The sequence below is a fragment of the Sphingomonas sp. genome (assembly GCF_003248515.1).
Classification (GTDB): Bacteria; Pseudomonadota; Alphaproteobacteria; order Sphingomonadales; family Sphingomonadaceae; genus Sphingomonas_I.
Window position 1 is genome coordinate 459,303 of record NZ_QFOB01000003.1, and the last position, 13,112, is coordinate 472,414.

The following is a 13,112-nucleotide window of genomic DNA, read 5'->3' on the forward strand; positions in this document are numbered from 1 at the left end:
AGTTGCATAATGATAGTTAGTCACTATTCTATTGCAATGGACATGGCGAAAGATTTTGAGGGCCCCTGCCCGGTGGCGCGCGCGCTGAACCGGATCGGGGATGCATGGAGCATGCTGATCCTGCGCGATGCCGGCATGGGGATTGCGCGGTTCGATCAGTTCCGCGCGAGCCTCGGCATTGCGCCGAACATCCTTGCCCGGCGCCTGAAGGCGCTCACCGAGGCGGGGCTCCTGGAAAGGCGGCGCTATTCCACGCGGCCGCCGCGTGACGAATATGTGCTGACGGATGCAGGCCGCGATTTCCTGCCCGTGCTGCTCACGATCGGCGCCTGGGGCCACCGCCACCACGGACAGGGCGGCACGACGCGCGCGATCGATACGGAAACAGGGCGAACGCTGGAGCCGATCGTCGTGGATCGGGAAACGGGCCGGCCGATCCAGAGCTTCCGGATCACCATGGTGCCGCCCGGCGAATCAGGCGGCGGGAATGCTGGTGCTGCCGGTGAGGATTGAACTCACGACCTCAGCCTTACCAAGGATGCGCTCTACCACTGAGCTACGGCAGCACGGCCAGCATGGCCTCCCTGACGGGAGGTGGCGCCTATGGCGAAGGCGGCCACGAAGGTCAATGGCAAGAGGGCCTGTTCGACGCTATCAGCGCGAAGATGGCCAAGGACGATCCCGAACGCGCGGCGCGGCTGGCCGAGGCGCTGCGGCAGAATCTGCGCCGCCGCAAGGCGCAGGCACGCGCCACCGACGACGCGCCCGATCCGCTCAGCCCTCCAGAGGAGCCACCGCGCGACTGAACCATAGGGCCGCCTCGCCCGAAAGTTGCGGCCCCACGATCGCCGCCACCTTCGCGTGATAGGCATCCACCCAGGCACGCTCGGCCGGGGTGAGCAGGGCGAGATCGATGAGCGCCCGATCGATCGGCGCGAAGGTGAGCGTTTCGAATCCCAGCAGCTTCCTTTCGGCACCGGGCACCTCGCGCGGCTCCACCAGCACCAGATTCTCGATGCGGATGCCATATTCCCCGGTCTTGTAATAACCGGGCTCGTTCGAAAGGATCATGCCGGCGCGCAGCGGCTCGTCCCCGCCCACGAAGGCGCCGCCCACCGGCGCGATGCGCTGCGGCCCTTCGTGCACGGCAAGGAAGGCGCCCACGCCATGGCCCGTGCCATGGGCATAATCGAGGCCCGCCGCCCACAGGAACTGGCGCGCGAGCGTATCGAGCTGGCCGCCGCGCGTGCCTTCCGGGAAGACCGCCGTCGCCAGCGCGATATGCCCCTTGAGCACGCGGGTGAAGCGATCGCGCATCTCCGCCGTGGGCGTGCCGATCGCAACGGTGCGCGTCACATCCGTGGTGCCATCCTGATACTGGCCGCCCGAATCGACGAGATAGAGCGAGTTCGGCTCCAGCGGGCGATTGCTCTCCTCGCTCACGCGATAATGGACCACGGCGCCATTCGGCCCCGCGCCCGAAATCGTATCGAAGGAAAGATCGCGCAACGCCCCGGTTTCCTCGCGAAAGGCGAGCAGCCGATTCTGCGCCGAGATTTCGGTAACGCCGCCGCCGGGCGCCTCCACCGACAGCCAGTGGAGAAAGCGCGCGAGCGCGGCGCCATCGCGCGCCTGTGCCGCCCGGTGGCCGCCCAGTTCCGCCGCATTCTTGATCGCCTTGGGCAGCACCGCCGGATCGCGCAGCGGCAGGATGCGGGCACCGGCCCGGTCGAGCGCCCCGAAGATCGCGGCGACCGCGCGCTCGGGATCGGCGACGATCGTCTTGCCCGAGAGGCCGGCGAGATGATCGGCAAAGGCATCGCGCGGATGCAGGCGCACGGCATTGCCGAGATGCTGGCGAACCTCGTCCGTCAGCTTGTCCGGCGCGACGAAAAGATCGGCCGTGCCATCCGCCGCGACCAGCGCATAGGCCAGCGCCACGGGCGTCCGATCGACATCGGCACCACGCACGTTGAACGTCCAGGCGATCGAATCGAGCGCGGACAGGACGGCGGCGTCCGCACCCTGCGACACGAGCCAGTCCGCCATCTCGGCCCGCTTTTCGGCCGAACTGCGCCCGGCCAGCTCGTTCGGCTGGACAACAAGGCGCGCGGCCGAGGGCAGCGGCTTATCCGGCCAGACCGCATCGACCGGGTTGGTTTCCACCGCCACCAACGTGGCGCCCTTCGCCTTCAGCGCGGCCGTGGCCTGCGCGACCCAGCCGCGCGTGTGCAGCCATGGATCATAGCCGATCCGCGCGCCCTCCTTCGCATGGGCACCCAGCCATTGCGCGACGCTTGTCTGCGGCACGGACTGGTAGGACCAGTTGCTGCCATCCACCTGCTCGCGAACCTGGAGCGTATAGCGACCATCGACGAAGATGGCGGCTTCCGCCGGCAGCACCACAGCGGAGCCGGCCGACCCTTCGAACCCCGTCAGCCACGCCAGCCTCTGGGCATAGGCGCCCACATATTCGGACATATGCTCGTCCGTGAGGGGGACGACGAAGCCGTCCAGGCGGCGGCGGGCAAGCTCCTCGCGGAGGGCGGAAAGGCGGTCTGCATGAGTCGACATCGCGCCACTCTAGACCGGGATGGGGGGCGCTGGAATTGCCACAGCGATCGAAAGGACACCCTGACTGGCATTTCCGCGACCCGCCCCCTATATCGCCAGCAACATTCCTGTCGCAGATCGACGATCTCCGGCGCTCGCGGCCTTCCCTCCCCTTCCCGACCTTCCGGGGCCCGCCCGGATGGAGAGCCGCCGCGCCGGGAATGGCGGCTGCACCTCCCTCCGGAGACCGAATCACGATGAGCACCGAAAGCGAATTGTGCCGCGCGCGCGCCGCACAGGCCCGGGCGGAAGCCGACGCCGCCACCCTCGAAAATGTGCGCGAACGCTGCCTGCGCGCCGAAGCCGCGTGGATCGCGATGGCCGAGCGCGGCGAACATGCCGATACGATGCGCGCCAATCTGGCGGCCGCGAAACAGGGCTGACGCGCGCCTGTCCTCAAATCGGGCCATCATCTCTCGGGTGCAGGGATCGTGCGGCGGGACAGCGCGTTCAGCCGATCTGCCATCCCTCCCGGAGACGATGATCCGATGACATTCCGCTTTGCCGCTTTGCCTGCTCTGGCGCTCCCCGCCATCGCCCTGATCGCCGCGCCTGCCGCCGCGCAGGCGCCCAATTGGGCGAAGGGCACGCAGATCACCGTGACGATGACCAACAAGGGCTATGCGCCCCGCCGCATCACGATGCGGCAGGGCGCCCAATATGTGCTGCGCCTGCGCAACCCCAGCGATCGCGCACATACCTTCGCGGCGAAGGAATTCTTCGCACAGGCGCGCATCTCCCCGCGTGACCAGGGGCTGATCCCGCGCAACGAGGTGGTGCTGAAGCCGGGCCGGAGCGCGACGCTCCACATCGTCGCGCCGACGACCCCGAACGCGCTCTACACCTTCAAGAGCACGCGCATCCAGGATGCCGCGAGCGACTTCAAGGGCGAGATCGTCGTCCGCTGATCGACGGGATGCGCCGGATGGCGCATCATCGATGCCCCATGCAAGGAAGGGAGATCCGCATGATCACACGCACCGCCACCGCCCGCTACGAAGGGCTCGGCAAAGACGGCAAGGGCCATATCAGCAGCCAGTCCGGCGTGCTGGATGATACGCCCTACGGCTTCAACACGCGCTTCGGCGACGAGAAAGGGACGAACCCCGAGGAGTTGATCGCCGCATCCCATTCCGCCTGCTTCACGATGGCGCTCTCCTTCGCGCTGGCCGGCGCAGGCTTTACCGAGGGCACGCTGGAGACGACCGCAAAGGTGAAGCTCGACAAGGATGGCGACGGCTTCAAGGTCAGCCGTTCGGATCTGGAGCTGAAGGCCAGCATTCCGGGGATCGACGCGGATACATTCGCCGGGATCGCGGCGGGCGCCAAGGCGAATTGCCCGATCTCGAAACTGTTCAATGCGGAAATCACGCTGACGCACACGTTGATCTGATCGCCCGCCACCCCCGTCATTTCCGTGCGTGCGGAAATGACGGGGCCATCATGGCAGGCGTCGGGCGCTGATGATCTTCACCGGCTTGCGGATCGTCTGGCCCATCGTCGCCAGGGAGAGGCCGCCCGGATAGGTGGGCATGGCGAGGATGCGGCGCGCAATCTCCATGCCCGACACGACATGGCCGAACGCGGCATAACCGACATAATCGCCATCGGCATCGAGACCGGGCGCCGGCCCCAGCGTGATGAAGAAATCGCCCATCGCCGAGCCCGGCTTGTTGCGCGCCATCGAGACGGTGCCGTCGAGATGCCTGAGCCCCGTGACGCTCGTCGGCTCATGTTTGATCGGGAAGAAGGACTTGCGGATGTCCGTATCGATGCCGCCCTGGATCAGGCCCCATTCCGGATGGCTCTTGCCGCGCGCGGCCCGATAGAAAACCGTGCCGTCAAACTTGTGCGTATCGACGTAGCGCAGGAAATTGTTCGCCGTGATCGGGGCGCGTTTCGTTTCCAGCGCGATTACGATCGGGCCGAATTCGGTCTTGATCTCCACGCGGGGCAGCCCCGGATAGGCCGCCGCGCGCTTCGGGGCGGCCGTAGCGGCGGGCATGGCCACGAGCAGAAGAAGCGCGGCGCACAGGCCGGCGCGGACCATGCCGATCACGCTTCGGGAGCGAGCCCGAAGCTGACCTCCAGGAAGGAGGGGATCGGCCCGTTCCAGCCCTCGTCCGGGCCGTCGTCGCGCTCCGCACGGCGATCGCGGCGCCCCGAATCACGGCGCGGCTCGTCGCGGCGGCCATCCCTGCGATGAGCCTCGTCGCGGCGCCGGGGCTCGGCGGCCGGCTCGCGCGGACGTTCGTCGCGCGCCGGCTTCGCCTCGCGGGGGGCTTCCTGGCGTTCCTCGCGGGGCGGAGGCTCTCGCGGCGGAGCCTCGCGATCGCGGCGACCACGACTGGCGCGCTTGCGATCGCCGCGCGGCTTTTCCTCGGCCTCGACGGCCGCTTCCGGGGCCGCCGGCACCCTGCCGCCGCCGATCCGCTCGATCTTCGTCGAGGTCAGTTTTTCGATATTCTCGATCGCCTCGGCATCATCGGGCGTCACCAGCGTGAAAGCCTTGCCGGTCGCCCCACCGCGCCCGGTGCGGCCGATGCGGTGGACATAATCGTCCGGATGCCACGGCACGTCATAGTTGAAGACGTGGGAGACGCCCTTCACGTCCAGCCCGCGCGCGGCGACATCGGACGCGACGAGGATGTTGATGTCGCCGGCCTTGAAGCGGTCCAGCTCCCGGATCCGCTCGGACTGCTCCATGTCGCCATGGATCTGCCCGGCCGCAAAGCCATGGCGACGGAGAGAATCCGTCAGCTCGCGCACCGTGGTCTTGCGGTTGGAGAAGATGATGGCCGTCTTCATGTCGTCGGCCTTCAGCAGGCCGCGCAGCGTCTCGCGCTTGCCGCGTGACGAGGTTTCGACCAGGCGCTGTTCGATCGCGCTGTTCGTCGAGGCCGGCCGCGCCACCTCCACCTGCTTGGGGTTGGAGAGGAACCTGTCGGCCAGCTTCTTGATCGGCGCGGGCATCGTCGCCGAGAAGAGCAATGTCTGGCGGGTCGCCGGCAGCTTCGCGCAGATTTCCTCGATATCGGGGATGAAGCCCATGTCGAGCATGCGATCCGCCTCATCGATCACGAGGATCGAGCAGCCGGACAGCAGGATCTTGCCGCGCCCGAACAGATCCATGAGGCGGCCGGGCGTGGCGATCAGCACATCGACGCCCTTTTCCAGCGCCTTCTGCTGATCCCCCATCGAAACGCCGCCGATCAGCAGCGCCATCGAAAGCTTGTGATATTTGCCGTACTTCTCGAAATTCTCGGCCACCTGCGCGGCCAGCTCGCGCGTGGGCTCCAGGATCAGCGAGCGCGGCATCATCGCGCGGGCACGGCCATGCGCCAGCACGTCGATCATCGGCAGTACGAAGCTGGCCGTCTTGCCCGTTCCGGTCTGCGCGATGCCGATCAGGTCACGGTTCATCAGCACGGGCGGGATTGCCGCCGCCTGGATCGGCGTGGGTTCGCTATAGCCGGCTTCACCGACAGCGCGGAGCAATTCGTCGGAAAGGCCGAGATCGGCGAAGGTCATGGGCGCTCGGGGTTAGGGTCCGGGTGCCTCATCATGAGGCGGTGACGGTTATCCGCGCTTGGGCAGAAAGTCGCCCACAAGTCAAGGAGAAGCGACGTTTCGTCAGCGCGGCTTTTTGGGAACCAGCATCCTGAAACGCTCGATCGAGCATTCGCCGCCGGCCCGCGAGCGCACCGCATCGCGGCTGGAACAGATCATCCCATCCTGCGTGGGGACGATATAGAAACCCGAATAATAATCGAGCGCGGGGCAACTGGAGGAGAATCGCGCCCGCATCCTCTTCCCTCCGCGCAGGATGAAATCCACGCTGTTTCCCGCGATCACCGCCGCGCCGAGAACATCGGCCATCGGCACGCAGCGCGGCCCCTTCTTTTCGGCAAGCTCGACGGGCGGGGGCGGCGGCGCATTCGTCTGCACACGGACGACGACGCGGCTGCGGATCGTCAACTGGGCCAGCAAAAGACGATCGCTCTCCGCCGCGGCAGCAGCCGCCAGCAGGCCGGCCCAAAAAAGCCCGGTCACGATTCGCCCAGTCCCATCTCGTGCCAGCGATCCCCTGCGCTTGTTTAATCGTGGATGAACTGGCGCAGGTGGATCGAGCATGGGTAAAGCGCTGTGCCATGAACGCCACGCTTCCCGCCGATCTGATCGAAACGCTCGCCCGCCTGCTCGGCCCCCGCGGCTTCACCGCCGATCCGGCCGACATGCGCCCCTGGCTGACCGACTGGCGCGGCCGGATCACGGGCGCCGCCGCCGCCCTCCTCTCCCCCGTCGACGCGGCGGAGACCCAGGCGATCGTCCGTCTGGCGGCGCGGGCCGGCGTGCCGATCGTGCCGCAGGGGGGGAATACATCGATGGTCGCGGGCGCGACGCCCGATGCCAGCGGCCGGGCGCTGATCCTTTCCACCCGCCGGATGCGCGCCATCCGCTCGCTCTCTCCGGAGGACAATGTCGCGGTTGCGGAGGCGGGCGTGATCCTCTCCGATCTCCACGATGCCGCCGAAGCCCAGGGGCGGCGCTTCCCGCTCAGCCTGGCCGCGAAAGGATCGGCCACGATCGGCGGGCTCGTTTCCACCAATGCCGGCGGCACGCAGGTGCTGCGCTTCGGCACGATGCGGGCGCTGCTGCTGGGGATCGAGGCGGTGCTGCCTTCGGGCGAACTGTTCGATGGGATCACGGCGCTGCGCAAGGACAATCGCGGCTATGATCTGCGCCAGTTGCTGGCCGGGGCGGAGGGCACGCTGGGCATCGTCACGGCCGCAAGCCTGCGCCTCGTGCCGGCGGCGGCCGCCCGCGCCGTCGCCTGGGCGGGGCTCGACGATCCGCGGGACGCGCTTGCCCTGCTACGGCGGATGGAAGGCCAATTGGGGGACGCGATCGAAAGTTTCGAGATCGTGCCGGCCGAAGCGCTGCGGCTGGTGCTCGCGCATGTGCCGGGAACGCGCGCGCCGCTGGAGGACAGCCATCCCTGGAACCTGCTGATCGAGGCGACGGCACCGGCGAGCGCGCCGGATCCGCGCGAGGCGATCACGGCGGCGCTGGCCGGTGCGATCGAGGCCGGGTTCGTCCGGGATGCGACGGTGGCCGCGAACGAGGCCCAGGCCGATGCCCTGTGGAAACTGCGCGAATCGGTTTCGGAAGCCGAGCGCGTCGATGGCATCGCCGCCAAGCATGATGTGGCCCTGCCCGTATCGGCCATGCCCCGCTTCCTGATCGAGGGCGCGCGCGAGGTGGAACAGCGCTTCCCCGGCGTGCGCGTGCTCGCCTTCGGCCATCTTGGCGACGGCAATGTCCATTTCAACGTGCGGGCGCCGCTGGGCGCCGACGATCGCGCGTGGCTTGCCGCCGAGGGCGCCACCATCAGCGCCTTCGTCCACGATCTGGTGGGCAGCGAGGGCGGATCGCTTTCGGCCGAGCATGGCATCGGCCAGACCAAGCTCGCCGAATTCGTGCGCACCGCAAGCCCCGCCCGGATCGGCGCGCTCAAGGCGATCAAGGCCGCGCTGGACCCGGCCGGCATCATGAATCCGGGCAAGCTGCTGCCCTGACGCCACAGCGGCGGCTTGCCACCTCTCCGGGCAATCAATAGGACGCCGGGCCACCATCCTGTGGCGGTGGATCGCCACAACCCTGCAGACGTCTAGGAGTTCCCCGATCATGGCGAGCGCGCCGCAAGCCCAGAACCTGCCGCTCTTCTACAACGACCTGGTCCCGCTCTCGAGCCTGGATCATGCCGCCTACAAGGGCCGGGCCATGGAGAGCCTGGCGATCATGGCGAACAATCACGCCATGCCGCTGACCGTGGAGGAATTCATCGTCGCGCAGCGTTCGCTGCCGATCGTGTTCAGCGCCAATGACGAGCCCCTGCCGCTCGCCCTGTTCGGCCTGAACGAAGGCGTGAACGTCTTCATGGACGAAAACAACAATCTCACGCCCGATGCCTATCTGCCGGCCTATATGCGCCGCTATCCCTTCATGCTGGTGCGCCTGCAGCCCGACCGCGAGGATCTGTCGCTCTGCTTCGATCCCAGCTCCGGTCTTCTGGGCGAGTTCGACGAGGGCGTGGCGCTCTTCACCGATGGCCAGCCCTCGCAGGAAACGCAGTCCACGCTGGCTTTCTGCGAGCAGTTCGAGATCGGCGTGCAGAAGACCATGCAGTTCATGGCCGAGCTCAAGGAATATGATCTGCTGATGGATGGCGAGATCACCATCGAGCAGCCGGGCGTGAGCCAGCCCTTCGTCTATCGCGGCTTCAAGATGGTCGACGAAGCCAAGCTGCGCGAGCTGCGCGGCGATCAGCTGCGCAAGATGATGCAGTCTGGCATGCTGCCGCTGGTGCATGCGCATCTCTTCTCGCTGCAGCACATGCCGACGCTGTTCCAGCGCCAGTTCGAGGCCGGCAAGGTCCAGATGAACGGCTGATGCACAGAGGTCTCGGGGAGAGATCAAATCCCTTCCCGAAGACGCTGAAAAGGCAGCGGATAAAAATAGAGGAATCTTGTGGGCGGGCTTGAAACTTCCCCGCCCCTTCCTTAGTTATACATTTGTCCATCGCGTTCCCCCTTTCGCGACTGGACATCGGCGCGCTCCGGCGCGCCCCTCCCTGAACCTTGGCCACCCTGTGCGAAAGCACAGGGTGGTTTTTTATTCGGCGGCCCGGGCCTGGCAATTGGCCGAGAGGCAATCCACCGCCTCCCAGCACAGATCCGCGAAGAATTGCGCGATTTCCGCGATCCTGTCGGACGGTTCGCGCAGTCCCCTTTCGAGATAGAGACTGCGATCAATCTCCACCTGAATGGCGTGAACGTGCGCCGCTGGATGGCCATGATGCTGGATGGTGAAGGCGCCGGCATAAGGCGCGTTGCGGAGGGCCGGAAGACCGTGGCGCAGGCACGCCGCCATCGCCGCCTCCGCCACACCGCCGCCGGCGCTTGCGCCGTGGCGATCCCCGATCACGATCCGCGGCCCGGGGCGCCCCGCCCGCCCGAGTGGCGGCATCGAATGGCAATCCACCAGCAAGGCCACGCCGTGCGCCGCCCTGGCAGCCGCAAGCGCCGCCGCGATCGCGCCATGATAGGGCGCGTGCAGGGAACACAGGCGCGCGCGAATATCGTCCGCTCCGGGAAGCTCGCGCCAGAGCGTCCGCCCGGCAATCCGGCTCGGCACGAGGCCCAGGCCGGCACGGGCACGGGGCGATGCATCGGGGGCATCGGGATGGCACGCATCCTCCTCACCGCGATTGAGATCGATCCAGGCGCGCGCATGGGTCGCGACGATCGCCACCGCGCCCGCCGCCACCGCGGGCGCGATCAGGCGATCGGCATAGCGATCCTCCAGATCCTCCAACGCGCTCCGGGCGACCACACGCTCCGCCTCGATCGCCGCCGGATAATAACGCCCGGCATGGGGCACGGCGATCACCAGCGGTGTCGACGCCACGGGCGGCCCCAGCCGCAGGAAAGGATCGGGCGCGGAAGTTGGAGAGAGCGTCATGATTCGGAAATGTTAATGATTCCTGCGGCAGCCCGAAACCACCGATCCGTCGGCCGGAATGCGGCACGCGCCCTCTCGCGGGCGCTTTTCGCCACGGATCCAGTCATTTGCCACCCGAACGGCGCCGATCCGGGCCATTTCGCCGCGACCCCCCACAATCCGGCACGCTATCTAGAATTTCTTAACCATTCGGCGCATATTCGCGAACGATCGGGCGACGGCGAAAAAGAGTTCTCATGATACGAATCCTGCTCGCGGAAGACGATGATTCGATGCGCGTCTATCTGGCGCGCGCGCTGGAGCGCGTCGGCTATTCCGTGGTCGCGGTGGATCGGGGGACAGCGGCGCTGAAGGTTCTCGAGCATGAGAGCTTCGATCTGCTGCTGACCGATATCGTGATGCCCGAGCTCGACGGGATCGAGCTTGCCCAGCGTGCCGCGACCATCGATCCGGCCATGCGCGTGATGTTCATCACGGGCTTCGCCGCAGTGGCGCTGGAAGGCGGACAGATGCTGGAACAGGCGAAGGTCCTCTCCAAACCATTCCACCTCCGCGATCTCGTGGGAGAGGTGGATCGCATGTTCGAGATCGGCAGCGCGGCGGATATCTGATCGCCGCCCACGAAATAGCGTCGCGGCTCGCTTGCGCGGCGCGAAACCCTCCGCTAGGAGCCCCGGGCAACGGGCGTGTAGCTCAGTGGTAGAGCACTGTGTTGACATCGCAGGGGTCGCAAGTTCAATCCTTGCCACGCCCACCAGATTAAGCCCACTAGGTCAGTGACTTAGTGGGCTTTTTCGTGCCTTCGGAGCTCTGCCGAAGCCCTCGCCTGATGCAAATTGATGCAATGGGCACAACATGGCGAGCATTACGAAGCGGGGTAAGCGCTGGTATGCGCAGGTGAGGCAGAAGGGCTTCCCATCCGCTAGCCGAACTTTCGACACACATGCGGAATTGAACCGCGCCGGGTTTGCCGGAGGCCATGGGTTGTGAGTTACGCTGCCATATCGACGGCGTCCGCGGCAGCATAATATTGCTCTGCGGCTTCGGCAGGCGGGATGTTGCCGATAGGCTCCAGCAGCCCACGATGGTTGAACCAGTCGACCCATTCGAGCGTGGCATATTCGACGGCTTCGAAGCTGCGCCACGGTCCCCGCCTGTGGATTACCTCGGCTTTGTAGAGGCCGTTGATCGTCTCGGCCAAAGCATTGTCGTAGCTGTCGCCGACGCTGCCGACCGATGGCTCTATCCCGGCTTCGGCGAGACGCTCGGTGTACTTGATGGACAGGTATTGCGACCCGCGGTCGCTATGATGGGTGAGGCCGCCCCGATGGGTTGGCCGGCGATCGTGAAGCGCCCGTTTCAGGGCATCGAGGACGAAGCTGGCATGCGCCGTTCTGCTCGCCCGCCAGCCGACGATCCGCCTGGCGTATGTGTCTATGACGAAGGCGACGTAGACGAAGCCCGCCCAGGTCGCGACGTAGGTGAAGTCCGACACCCACAGCATGTTCGGCGCTGGCGCGTAGAACCTGCGGTTGACGTGATCCAGCGGGCACGGCGCTGCCTTGTCGCTCATCGTCGTGCGAACCGGCTTGCCCCGGATCACGCCCTGTAGACCCATATCGCGCGTCAGCCGCTCGATGGTGCAGCGGGCAACCGGAAAGCCCTCGCGCATCATCTGCCGCCACACCTTGCGCACGCCGTAGACCGCAAAATTCTCGGCGAACACGCGAGCCACCTCGGGCTTGAGAACCTCGTCCCGCTGCGCCCGCGCCGACAGGCGCATTGGGTCCTGTCGCTGCGCGACACGCTCGAAATACGTCGATGGCGCGATCGGCAGGACGCGGCAGATCGGCTCGACCCCATAGGCTTCGCGGTGATCGTCGATAAACGTGATCATCGCAGGAACGGGCGGTCGAGCTCCGCCTGGGCAAAATATGCGGATGCCTTGCGTAGGATCTCGTTGGCCTGTCGCAGCTCGCGGACTTCGCGCTCCAACGCTTTCATCTTGTCAGCAACTTCGGTCGGAACGCCAGCGCGCTTGCCGCTGTTCACCTCCGCCTTCTTTACCCACTCATGCAGCGTCTGCGGAACGCAGCCGATCTTTTCCGCAATAGAAACTACCGCTGCCCATCGCGATGGGTGATCGCGCTCGTGATCCAGCACCATCCGTACCGCTCGCTCGCGGACCTCGGGCGCAAACTTGTTCGTCGTCTTGCTCATACAGGCTCCACCTTCTCAGGAGTTGGAGCCTCCGACAAACCCGGCGCGGTTCAGGCTGACATGCTGCTTGAGCCTGCGACTGACGTCGAGCGCGCTCCTCGCCTCGACCTTGCGGATCATCGCCAGGACGTCCGCCGGCTTGATCTCCCGCAGCCCCATCGCTCCCAGTTCCGGGAAGGCATCGCGCTCGAGGCGGGCCATGATGCGGTTGGCATGCGCCTCGTCGAGAGCCTCCAGCCGGTTCTTGTGCCACGCCCGTGCCGCCTCCTCGAAGGTCTGGCCTGCAACGGCCTCCGCTTTCGCTCCAGGATCCTTGCCGGCCGCCAGGCCTCAGCGAGGCTCAGGTCCGGATAGCGGCCGAAGGAGAGCAGCTTCTCCCGGTCGGCGAAGCGATACTTCATCCGCCACAGCTTTGACCCTGTGGGCCGGACGAGCAGATAGAGCCCGCCGCCATCGGCGAGCTTATAGTCCTTCGAGCGTTTCGTGGCGTAGCGGGCTTCGAGTTCCTTGAGGGCCATGGGGGTATCTCCTGCCGGTCGGGGAGAGGTACCGCCCAAAATACCCCCGCGGTCAAATCGACGTCATGGGGTTCGGCGAGGTCCGGAGCGACGCCCCGGGACGCCTCGAAACAGGCGTAAGCCACGGGAAGGAGGCACAAAAAACCGCCTCGGGTTTCCCTGAGACGGTCTGGCATGTTTGGTGTTGGTTGCGGGGACAGGATTTGAACCTGTGACCTTCAGGTTATGAGCCTGACG

16 protein-coding genes, 2 tRNA genes and 1 other annotated feature are annotated in these 13,112 nt (G+C 66.4%); of the genes, 9 read left to right on the plus strand and 9 right to left on the minus strand.

The genetic code is table 11. The annotated features are described in order from the left end of the window. The first annotated feature begins 42 nt into the window (after nucleotides 1–42). A complete protein-coding gene (locus DI605_RS07405) occupies nucleotides 43–513 on the plus strand; it encodes a helix-turn-helix domain-containing protein (RefSeq protein ID WP_293971336.1) in 471 nt (156 codons plus the stop codon). On the opposite strand, the gene DI605_RS07410 is transcribed toward DI605_RS07405, so the two are convergent. Further along, a tRNA-Thr gene (locus DI605_RS07410) sits at nucleotides 492–566 on the minus strand. The genes DI605_RS07405 and DI605_RS07410 overlap by 22 nt on opposite strands. Nucleotides 567–575: 9 nt before the next feature. Between DI605_RS07410 and DI605_RS07415 the strand changes: the two genes are divergently transcribed. Beyond that, the gene (locus tag DI605_RS07415; RefSeq protein WP_293971428.1) at nucleotides 576–806 is read left to right on the plus strand and encodes a hypothetical protein; all 231 of its coding nucleotides are present in this window, start codon (nucleotides 576–578) and stop codon (nucleotides 804–806) included. On the opposite strand, the gene DI605_RS07420 is transcribed toward DI605_RS07415, so the two are convergent. Then, on the minus strand, nucleotides 775–2,574 hold the full coding sequence (locus tag DI605_RS07420; RefSeq protein ID WP_293971339.1) for an aminopeptidase P family protein: 1,800 nt from the start codon (nucleotides 2,572–2,574) through the stop codon (nucleotides 775–777). The two genes, DI605_RS07415 and DI605_RS07420, sit on opposite strands and share 32 nt — an antisense overlap. 236 nt (nucleotides 2,575–2,810) lie before the next feature. On the opposite strand from DI605_RS07420, the gene DI605_RS07425 reads away from it, so the two are divergent. The 3 genes from DI605_RS07425 to DI605_RS07435 all read left to right on the plus strand — a co-directional run bounded on the left by DI605_RS07425 (nucleotide 2,811) and on the right by DI605_RS07435 (nucleotide 4,006). Continuing rightward, nucleotides 2,811–2,996, plus strand: coding sequence for a hypothetical protein (locus DI605_RS07425; RefSeq protein ID WP_293971342.1), 186 nt, complete (start codon nucleotides 2,811–2,813; stop codon nucleotides 2,994–2,996). A 105-nt stretch (nucleotides 2,997–3,101) separates the two neighbouring features. Then, nucleotides 3,102–3,521, plus strand: coding sequence for a cupredoxin domain-containing protein (locus DI605_RS07430; protein ID WP_293971345.1), 420 nt, complete (start codon nucleotides 3,102–3,104; stop codon nucleotides 3,519–3,521). Nucleotides 3,522–3,580: 59 nt separating this feature from the next. Continuing rightward, on the plus strand, nucleotides 3,581–4,006 hold the full coding sequence (locus tag DI605_RS07435) for an OsmC family protein (protein WP_293971348.1): 426 nt from the start codon (nucleotides 3,581–3,583) through the stop codon (nucleotides 4,004–4,006). Between the two features lie 48 nt (nucleotides 4,007–4,054). On the opposite strand, the gene DI605_RS07440 is transcribed toward DI605_RS07435, so the two are convergent. The 3 genes from DI605_RS07440 to DI605_RS07450 all read right to left on the minus strand — a co-directional run bounded on the left by DI605_RS07440 (nucleotide 4,055) and on the right by DI605_RS07450 (nucleotide 6,666). Further along, nucleotides 4,055–4,618, minus strand: a complete 564-nt coding sequence (locus DI605_RS07440; RefSeq protein ID WP_293971425.1) for a peptidylprolyl isomerase — start codon at nucleotides 4,616–4,618, stop codon at nucleotides 4,055–4,057. A 50-nt stretch (nucleotides 4,619–4,668) separates the two neighbouring features. After that, nucleotides 4,669–6,144: a DEAD/DEAH box helicase gene (locus DI605_RS07445; RefSeq protein ID WP_293971351.1), complete on the minus strand. Its 1,476-nt coding sequence runs from the start codon at nucleotides 6,142–6,144 to the stop codon at nucleotides 4,669–4,671. 102 nt (nucleotides 6,145–6,246) lie between these two features. After that, a complete protein-coding gene (locus tag DI605_RS07450) occupies nucleotides 6,247–6,666 on the minus strand; it encodes a hypothetical protein (protein ID WP_293971354.1) in 420 nt (139 codons plus the stop codon). A gap of 98 nt (nucleotides 6,667–6,764) precedes the next feature. On the opposite strand from DI605_RS07450, the gene DI605_RS07455 reads away from it, so the two are divergent. Further along, nucleotides 6,765–8,192, plus strand: a complete 1,428-nt coding sequence (locus DI605_RS07455) for an FAD-binding oxidoreductase (RefSeq protein WP_293971357.1) — start codon at nucleotides 6,765–6,767, stop codon at nucleotides 8,190–8,192. A gap of 109 nt (nucleotides 8,193–8,301) precedes the next feature. Continuing rightward, nucleotides 8,302–9,066, plus strand: coding sequence for a SapC family protein (locus DI605_RS07460; protein ID WP_293971360.1), 765 nt, complete (start codon nucleotides 8,302–8,304; stop codon nucleotides 9,064–9,066). Between the two features lie 222 nt (nucleotides 9,067–9,288). On the opposite strand, the gene DI605_RS07465 is transcribed toward DI605_RS07460, so the two are convergent. Further along, nucleotides 9,289–10,137, minus strand: coding sequence for an N-formylglutamate amidohydrolase (locus DI605_RS07465; protein ID WP_293971363.1), 849 nt, complete (start codon nucleotides 10,135–10,137; stop codon nucleotides 9,289–9,291). Nucleotides 10,138–10,373: 236 nt separating this feature from the next. Between DI605_RS07465 and cpdR the strand changes: the two genes are divergently transcribed. Together cpdR and DI605_RS07475 are read left to right on the plus strand one after the other, a co-directional pair. After that, nucleotides 10,374–10,748, plus strand: coding sequence for a cell cycle two-component system response regulator CpdR (cpdR, locus tag DI605_RS07470; protein ID WP_171743880.1), 375 nt, complete (start codon nucleotides 10,374–10,376; stop codon nucleotides 10,746–10,748). Nucleotides 10,749–10,819: 71 nt separating this feature from the next. Continuing rightward, nucleotides 10,820–10,894 (plus strand) — tRNA-Val (locus DI605_RS07475). A 234-nt stretch (nucleotides 10,895–11,128) separates the two neighbouring features. Here DI605_RS07475 and DI605_RS07480 read toward each other — a convergent pair. The 3 genes from DI605_RS07480 to DI605_RS07490 all read right to left on the minus strand — a co-directional run bounded on the left by DI605_RS07480 (nucleotide 11,129) and on the right by DI605_RS07490 (nucleotide 12,875). Next, nucleotides 11,129–12,357, minus strand: a protein-coding gene (locus DI605_RS07480) for an IS3 family transposase (protein WP_293971370.1) whose coding sequence is annotated in 2 segments (ribosomal slippage) — nucleotides 11,129–12,069 and nucleotides 12,069–12,357 — 1,230 coding nt in all. Because the reading frame shifts where the segments join, the coding sequence is not laid out codon by codon here. Further along, nucleotides 11,960–12,076, minus strand: a sequence feature (AL1L pseudoknot). (Overlaps the previous gene by 117 nt.) Before the next feature lie 15 nt (nucleotides 12,358–12,372). Beyond that, nucleotides 12,373–12,558: a hypothetical protein gene (locus DI605_RS07485; protein WP_293971431.1), complete on the minus strand. Its 186-nt coding sequence runs from the start codon at nucleotides 12,556–12,558 to the stop codon at nucleotides 12,373–12,375. Next, a complete protein-coding gene (locus DI605_RS07490; RefSeq protein ID WP_293971373.1) occupies nucleotides 12,474–12,875 on the minus strand; it encodes an Arm DNA-binding domain-containing protein in 402 nt (133 codons plus the stop codon). The genes DI605_RS07485 and DI605_RS07490 overlap by 85 nt, the downstream gene beginning before the upstream one ends. Between the last annotated feature and the right edge of the window lie 237 nt (nucleotides 12,876–13,112).

Bases quoted from the DNA above. Each gene is read 5' to 3' on its own strand.
- DI605_RS07405 (WP_293971336.1), top strand. From the start codon at position 43: ATGGCGAAAGATTTTGAGGGCCCCTGCCCGGTGGCGCGCGCGCTGAAC.
- DI605_RS07415 (WP_293971428.1), top strand. From the start codon at position 576: ATGGCCTCCCTGACGGGAGGTGGCGCCTATGGCGAAGGCGGCCACGAA.
- DI605_RS07420 (WP_293971339.1), bottom strand. From the start codon at position 2,574: ATGTCGACTCATGCAGACCGCCTTTCCGCCCTCCGCGAGGAGCTTGCC.
- DI605_RS07425 (WP_293971342.1), top strand. From the start codon at position 2,811: ATGAGCACCGAAAGCGAATTGTGCCGCGCGCGCGCCGCACAGGCCCGG.
- DI605_RS07430 (WP_293971345.1), top strand. From the start codon at position 3,102: ATGACATTCCGCTTTGCCGCTTTGCCTGCTCTGGCGCTCCCCGCCATC.
- DI605_RS07435 (WP_293971348.1), top strand. From the start codon at position 3,581: ATGATCACACGCACCGCCACCGCCCGCTACGAAGGGCTCGGCAAAGAC.
- DI605_RS07440 (WP_293971425.1), bottom strand. From the start codon at position 4,618: ATGCCCGCCGCTACGGCCGCCCCGAAGCGCGCGGCGGCCTATCCGGGG.
- DI605_RS07445 (WP_293971351.1), bottom strand. From the start codon at position 6,144: ATGACCTTCGCCGATCTCGGCCTTTCCGACGAATTGCTCCGCGCTGTC.
- DI605_RS07455 (WP_293971357.1), top strand. From the start codon at position 6,765: ATGAACGCCACGCTTCCCGCCGATCTGATCGAAACGCTCGCCCGCCTG.
- DI605_RS07460 (WP_293971360.1), top strand. From the start codon at position 8,302: ATGGCGAGCGCGCCGCAAGCCCAGAACCTGCCGCTCTTCTACAACGAC.
- DI605_RS07465 (WP_293971363.1), bottom strand. From the start codon at position 10,137: ATGACGCTCTCTCCAACTTCCGCGCCCGATCCTTTCCTGCGGCTGGGG.
- cpdR (WP_171743880.1), top strand. From the start codon at position 10,374: ATGATACGAATCCTGCTCGCGGAAGACGATGATTCGATGCGCGTCTAT.
- DI605_RS07485 (WP_293971431.1), bottom strand. From the start codon at position 12,558: ATGGCCCGCCTCGAGCGCGATGCCTTCCCGGAACTGGGAGCGATGGGG.
- DI605_RS07490 (WP_293971373.1), bottom strand. From the start codon at position 12,875: ATGGCCCTCAAGGAACTCGAAGCCCGCTACGCCACGAAACGCTCGAAG.